Raw genomic sequence first — 4,995 nt, 5'->3', positions numbered from 1 at the left:
CCGCGCCCCCGCCCGCCGTACCGGCCGCGCCCCCGCCCGCCGTACCGGGCGCGGCCCGCCGCCCGCCCGCCCGATCTCGGCGGCGCGGCCGGGAATACCGGTCGACTCCCACTCGGTTGTGACTCAAGACGTGTGCCCGCCCGGAGCCACCGGCCCCGGGCGTTCGCATGCGGACGGGCCGTGCGACGGAGCGCGGGCACGTCGCCGAGCAGCAGCGCGACCGGCGGGACATCCGCGTACCGCCGGCCGAGCAGGTACCGACCGGGCAGCACAACGGGCAGCACAAGGAGGCATCAGCCAGGTGACCCAGCACCTCGCACGGGCCGTGGCCCGACGTGACCGGCTCACCCTGCCGTCGACCCGGGGCCGCCTCCAGTCGTTGGTGGCCTCCCGGTCCCGTCGTCCCCGCCGGATCGCGATGCTCAGCGTCCACACCTCCCCGCTGCACCAGCCGGGCACCGGCGACGCGGGCGGTATGAACGTCTACATCGTCGAGCTGGCCAAGCGGCTCGCCGAGCTGAACATCGAGGTCGAGGTCTTCACCCGGGCGGTCAGCTCGGAGGACGCGCCGACCGTCGACCTCGCCCCCGGGGTCCTGGTCCGGCACGTCACCGCGGGCCCGTACGAAGGACTGATCAAGGAGGACCTGCCCGCCCAGCTGTGCGCCTTCACCCACGGCGTGCTGCGCACCGAGGCCGGGCACCGGCCGGGCCACTACGACCTGGTGCACTCGCACTACTGGCTCTCCGGCCAGGTCGGCTGGCTCGCCGCCGAGCGCTGGGGCGTCCCGCTGGTGCACACGATGCACACGATGGCGAAGGTGAAGAACGCGGCGCTGGCCGAGGGCGACACCCCGGAGCCGGCCGCCCGGGTGATCGGCGAGACCCAGGTGGTCGACGCCGCCGACCGGCTGATCGCCAACACCGCCGAGGAGGCCGCCGAGCTGTCCCGGCACTACGCGGCCCGCCAGGACCAGCTCGCGGTCGTCCACCCCGGCGTCAACCTGGAGGTCTTCCGCCCCGGCGGGACCGGTGGCCGCTCGGCCGCGCGGGCCCGGCTCGGGCTGCCGCCGGCCGCGGCGGTCCTGCTGTTCGCCGGGCGGATACAGCCGCTCAAGGCGCCCGACGTGCTGCTGCGCGCCGTCGGGGTGCTGCTGGAGCGCGAGCCGCAGCTGCGCGAACACCTGGTGGTGCCGGTCGTCGGCGGCCCCTCGGGCACCGGGCTGGCGCGTCCGGAGAGCCTGCACAAGCTGGCCGCCCAGCTGGGCATCTCGGACGTGGTCCGGTTCTGTCCGCCGGTCGGTCAGACCCAGCTGGCCGACTGGTACCGGGCGGCCACCGCCCTGGTGATGCCCTCCTACAGCGAGTCCTTCGGCCTGGTCGCCCTGGAGGCGCAGGCCTGCGGCACCCCGGTGGTGGCGGCGGCCGTCGGCGGTCTGCCGGTCGCCGTCCGGGACGGCGTCACGGGCACCCTGGTCCCGGGCCACGACCCGCAGGACTGGGCCCGCGCGCTGCGCCCGTACGTCACCGACCCCGGGCTGACCGAGCGGCAGGGCCAGGCTGCGGCGCGGCACGCGGCCGGGTTCGGCTGGGACGCCGCGGCCCGTGCCACCGCGGAGGTCTACGCGGGCGCGCTCGCCCGCCCGGACCAGCGCACCGGCGCCCGGCTGCGCTGACCCGGCCGCGGCCGTTCGGTCCCGGCCCACGGCACCCGGGAGACCCGGTGTGAGCCACCGCGCACCCTTGCCGACCTGCATCGATGGGCGGATTCCGGTGGTTGGGGTGTGGCCGCGCGCCCCACGGGGTTCGTCCGGGGGAGCGGTGGCGCGAGCCACCGGAACGGGTGGCGGGCGACCGGCCGCCCGGCGGTTGCTGCACCCGGGCTCTACCGCCGAGTAACGTCTCTCCCATGGCAATCCGCACCAAGGACGAGTCCCTCACTCTGCTGCGCACCGCGCTCGACGAGGCGGGGGTGGCCTGGGAGCGGGCCGTCACCGACCCGTACACACTGGTGGCCACGCTGCCCGGCGTCCGGAAGCTCTCCACCACCTGCGCCCTGCGGGTGGGTGACCACACCCTCTCGGTCAACGCCTTCGTGGTCCGCCGGCCGGACGAGAACCACGAGGCCGTCTACCGTTGGCTGCTGGAGCGCAACACCCGGCTCTACGGGGTCGCGTACGCCGTCGACCCGCTCGGTGACGTCTACCTGGCGGGGCGGCTGCCGCTGGAGGCGCTCACCCCCGACACCGTCGACCGGTTGCTCGGCACGGTGCTGCAGAACGCCGACGAGCCCTTCAACACCCTGCTCGAACTCGGCTTCGCCACCGCGATCCGGCGCGAGTGGGAGTGGCGCACCAAGCGCGGGGAGTCCACCCGCAACCTGGCGGCCTTCGCCCACCTCGCCGGACCCACCACCGCCACCGCCCCCATCGCTGCCACCACCGCTGCCCCGGAGACCCCGCCCGCCGACAGCTGACCGGACCCACGACGGCCGAGCCCGGCGCCCACCGGCACCCCGAACCGGCCGAGGCCGCTCAGGACGGCACCGCGACCCCACCGCCGGGCGCGGCCGCCACCTCCCCGTCGGCCGCATCGGCCCCCGCCACCCGGGCCCCGCTCCCGGCGTCGGCCGCCGCCCTCCGGCCGACCAGCAGGAACGCGCCCGCAGCCACCGTCCCGCACACCCCGCACGCCAGCCACACCACCGCGCTGCCCGCATGCTGCAGCAGGTAGCCGCCGGCGAGCGGCCCGAGGAACGACGCCAGCGACCAGGACAGCGAGTGGACCCCCTGGTAACGGCCGCGCGCCCCGGCGGGGGAGAGCTCGGCGACCAGGCCCATCATGGTCGGCGCGGCCATGATCTCGCCGATCGTCCAGACCGCGACCGTGACGGCGAAGAACGCGGCCGACGAGCCCGCGAGCGCCGTCAGCCCGAAGCCCCAGCCGGTCAGCAGCGCGCTCACCACCAGCAGCGCGGTCCGGTTGCGGCCCTCCATCAGCCGGCCCATCGGCAGCTGGAGCACCACGATCAGCAGCCCGTTCAGGCCGATCACCAGGCCGTAGCCGCTGGTGGAGATGCCCGCCTCGCCCATGTCGATCGCCAGCGTGGTGCTGCCCTGCTGGGCGACCAGCGCCAGCAGCAGGTTGACCCCGACCAGCGCCATGAACCGGCCATCCCGGAAGACGGTCCCGAGGCCGGTCCGCGGCTCCTCCCGGACCGCCGCCGCCGACCGCTCGGGCCGGGTCTCCGGGATCCGGACGAACACCATCACCGCGCAGATCAGCGTGGTGAGCGCGTCCAGCAGGAACAGCGGCAGATAACCGTGCGCGGCGATCAGACCGGCGACCGCCGCCGAGACGCCGAAGCCGATGTTGATCGCCCAGTAGTTCAGCGAGTAGGCGCGCACCCGGTCCGGCGCCGGCACCAGGTCGGCGATGATCGCGGAGATCGCCGGCCGGGCCGCGTTGCTCGCCAGGCCCACCAGGAAGGCCACCACCGCGATGGCCACCGGGCCGTCCGCAAAACCGAGCGCCGCCGTCGACACCGCCGTGGACAGCTGCGCCGCCATCAGCGTCGGGCGCCGGCCCAGCCGGTCCGCGAGCACCCCGCCGAGCAGCGAGGCGATCGCCGAACCGGCACCGAACAGGCCCGCCACCAGACCCGCGTACGACGCCGGGTAGCCCCGCCCGACGGTCAGGTACAGCGCGAGGTAGGTGACCACGAAGCCGCCGAGCCGGTTCACCAGGGTCGCCGCCCACAGCCACCAGAACTGCCGGGGCAGGCCGCCCACGGACTCCGACAGGACGGTGCGCAGACGGGACGGTGCGGGCAACGGGTGCTCCCGGGGCAGCAGGCCGCCCACCAGCCGGAATGCGGTGAACCGGCCAGCGGGGCAGTAAGTGTCACTAATGGAATCGACACCTTACCCGGCGCTCATCGGACCGACTACCCGATTTCCGCCTCCACTAAGCTGTCGGCCATGGCTGACACGACCTACCGACTGATCCTGCTCCGCCACGGCGAGAGCCAGTGGAACCAGAAGAACCTCTTCACCGGCTGGGTCGACGTCGACCTCAACGAGAAGGGTGAGAAGGAGGCCGCACGCGGCGGCGAGCTGCTGGCCGCCGAGGGCTACTTCCCCGACGTGCTGCACACCTCGCTGCTCCGCCGCGCCATCCGCACCTCGCAGATCGCCCTGGACAAGGCCGACCGCCACTGGATCCCGGTCCGCCGCAGCTGGCGGCTGAACGAGCGCCACTACGGCGCCCTGCAGGGCAAGGACAAGGCCCAGACGCTGGCCGAGTTCGGCGAGGAGCAGTTCCAGCTCTGGCGCCGCTCGTACGACACCCCGCCGCCGGTGCTGGCCGACGACAGCGAGTACTCGCAGGCCGGCGACGCCCGCTACGCCGACATCCCGAGCGAGCTGCGCCCGCGCACCGAGTGCCTCAAGGACGTCGTCGAGCGGATGCTGCCGTACTGGTACGACGCGATCGTCCCGGACCTGGCCGCCGGCAAGACCGTGCTGGTCACCGCGCACGGCAACAGCCTGCGCGCCCTGGTCAAGCACCTGGACGGCATCTCCGACGAGGCCATCGCGGGCCTCAACATCCCCACCGGCATCCCGCTCGCCTACGAGCTGGACGCCGACTTCAAGCCGCTCACTCCCGGCGGCCGCTACCTCGACCCGGAGGCCGCCGCGGCCGCCATCGAGGCGGTCAAGAATCAGGGCAAGAAGTAGGCCTCACGGCGAAACGGCCCCTCACCTGCGCGGACAGCGCGGGCGGGGGCCGTTGTCGTTCCCGGGCCGCCGTCGTTCCCCGGCCGCCGCCCGTCCCGGGGCGTCGGTGGGCCGCCCGGCGGGCCCGTGCGGGTCAGTGGCCGCCGCAGCAGCCCCCGGAGGCGCCGCCGCACTGGCAGGGCGCACCGGACTGGCAGCCGCAGCCGCAGCCCGGGCCGCACCCGCAGCCGGCCGCCAGGACGGGGAGCAGCCCGGCG

Annotated in this window: 4 protein-coding genes; 3 read left to right on the top strand and 1 reads right to left on the bottom strand. The window is 74.7% G+C overall.

Features of this window, described 5'->3' with window-relative positions; all coding sequences use genetic code 11:
• Positions 1-349: 349 nt before the first annotated feature.
• Positions 350-1,675, top strand: coding sequence for a D-inositol-3-phosphate glycosyltransferase (gene mshA / locus AA75_RS39980; RefSeq protein ID WP_051814223.1), 1,326 nt, complete (start codon positions 350-352; stop codon positions 1,673-1,675).
• 233 nt (positions 1,676-1,908) lie between these two features.
• Positions 1,909-2,475: a YbjN domain-containing protein gene (locus AA75_RS39975; protein ID WP_082527191.1), complete on the top strand. Its 567-nt coding sequence runs from the start codon at positions 1,909-1,911 to the stop codon at positions 2,473-2,475.
• Positions 2,476-2,533: 58 nt separating this feature from the next.
• Here AA75_RS39975 and AA75_RS39970 read toward each other — a convergent pair whose 3' ends face one another.
• Positions 2,534-3,832 (bottom strand): MFS transporter, encoded by a 1,299-nt coding sequence (locus AA75_RS39970; RefSeq protein ID WP_051814220.1) that lies wholly within the window; start codon positions 3,830-3,832, stop codon positions 2,534-2,536.
• 147 nt (positions 3,833-3,979) lie between these two features.
• Here AA75_RS39970 and AA75_RS39965 point away from each other — a divergent pair, with 147 nt between their 5' ends.
• Complete coding sequence (locus AA75_RS39965) at positions 3,980-4,738, top strand: phosphoglyceromutase (protein ID WP_033825389.1); 759 nt, start codon at positions 3,980-3,982, stop codon at positions 4,736-4,738.
• The last annotated feature ends 257 nt before the right edge of the window (positions 4,739-4,995 follow it).

Source organism: Kitasatospora sp. MBT63 (assembly GCF_000710465.2).
GTDB lineage: Bacteria > Actinomycetota > Actinomycetes > Streptomycetales > Streptomycetaceae > Kitasatospora.
The sequence above is the reverse complement of the archived record's forward strand: the minus strand, read 5'-3'. Positions and strand labels throughout refer to the sequence as shown.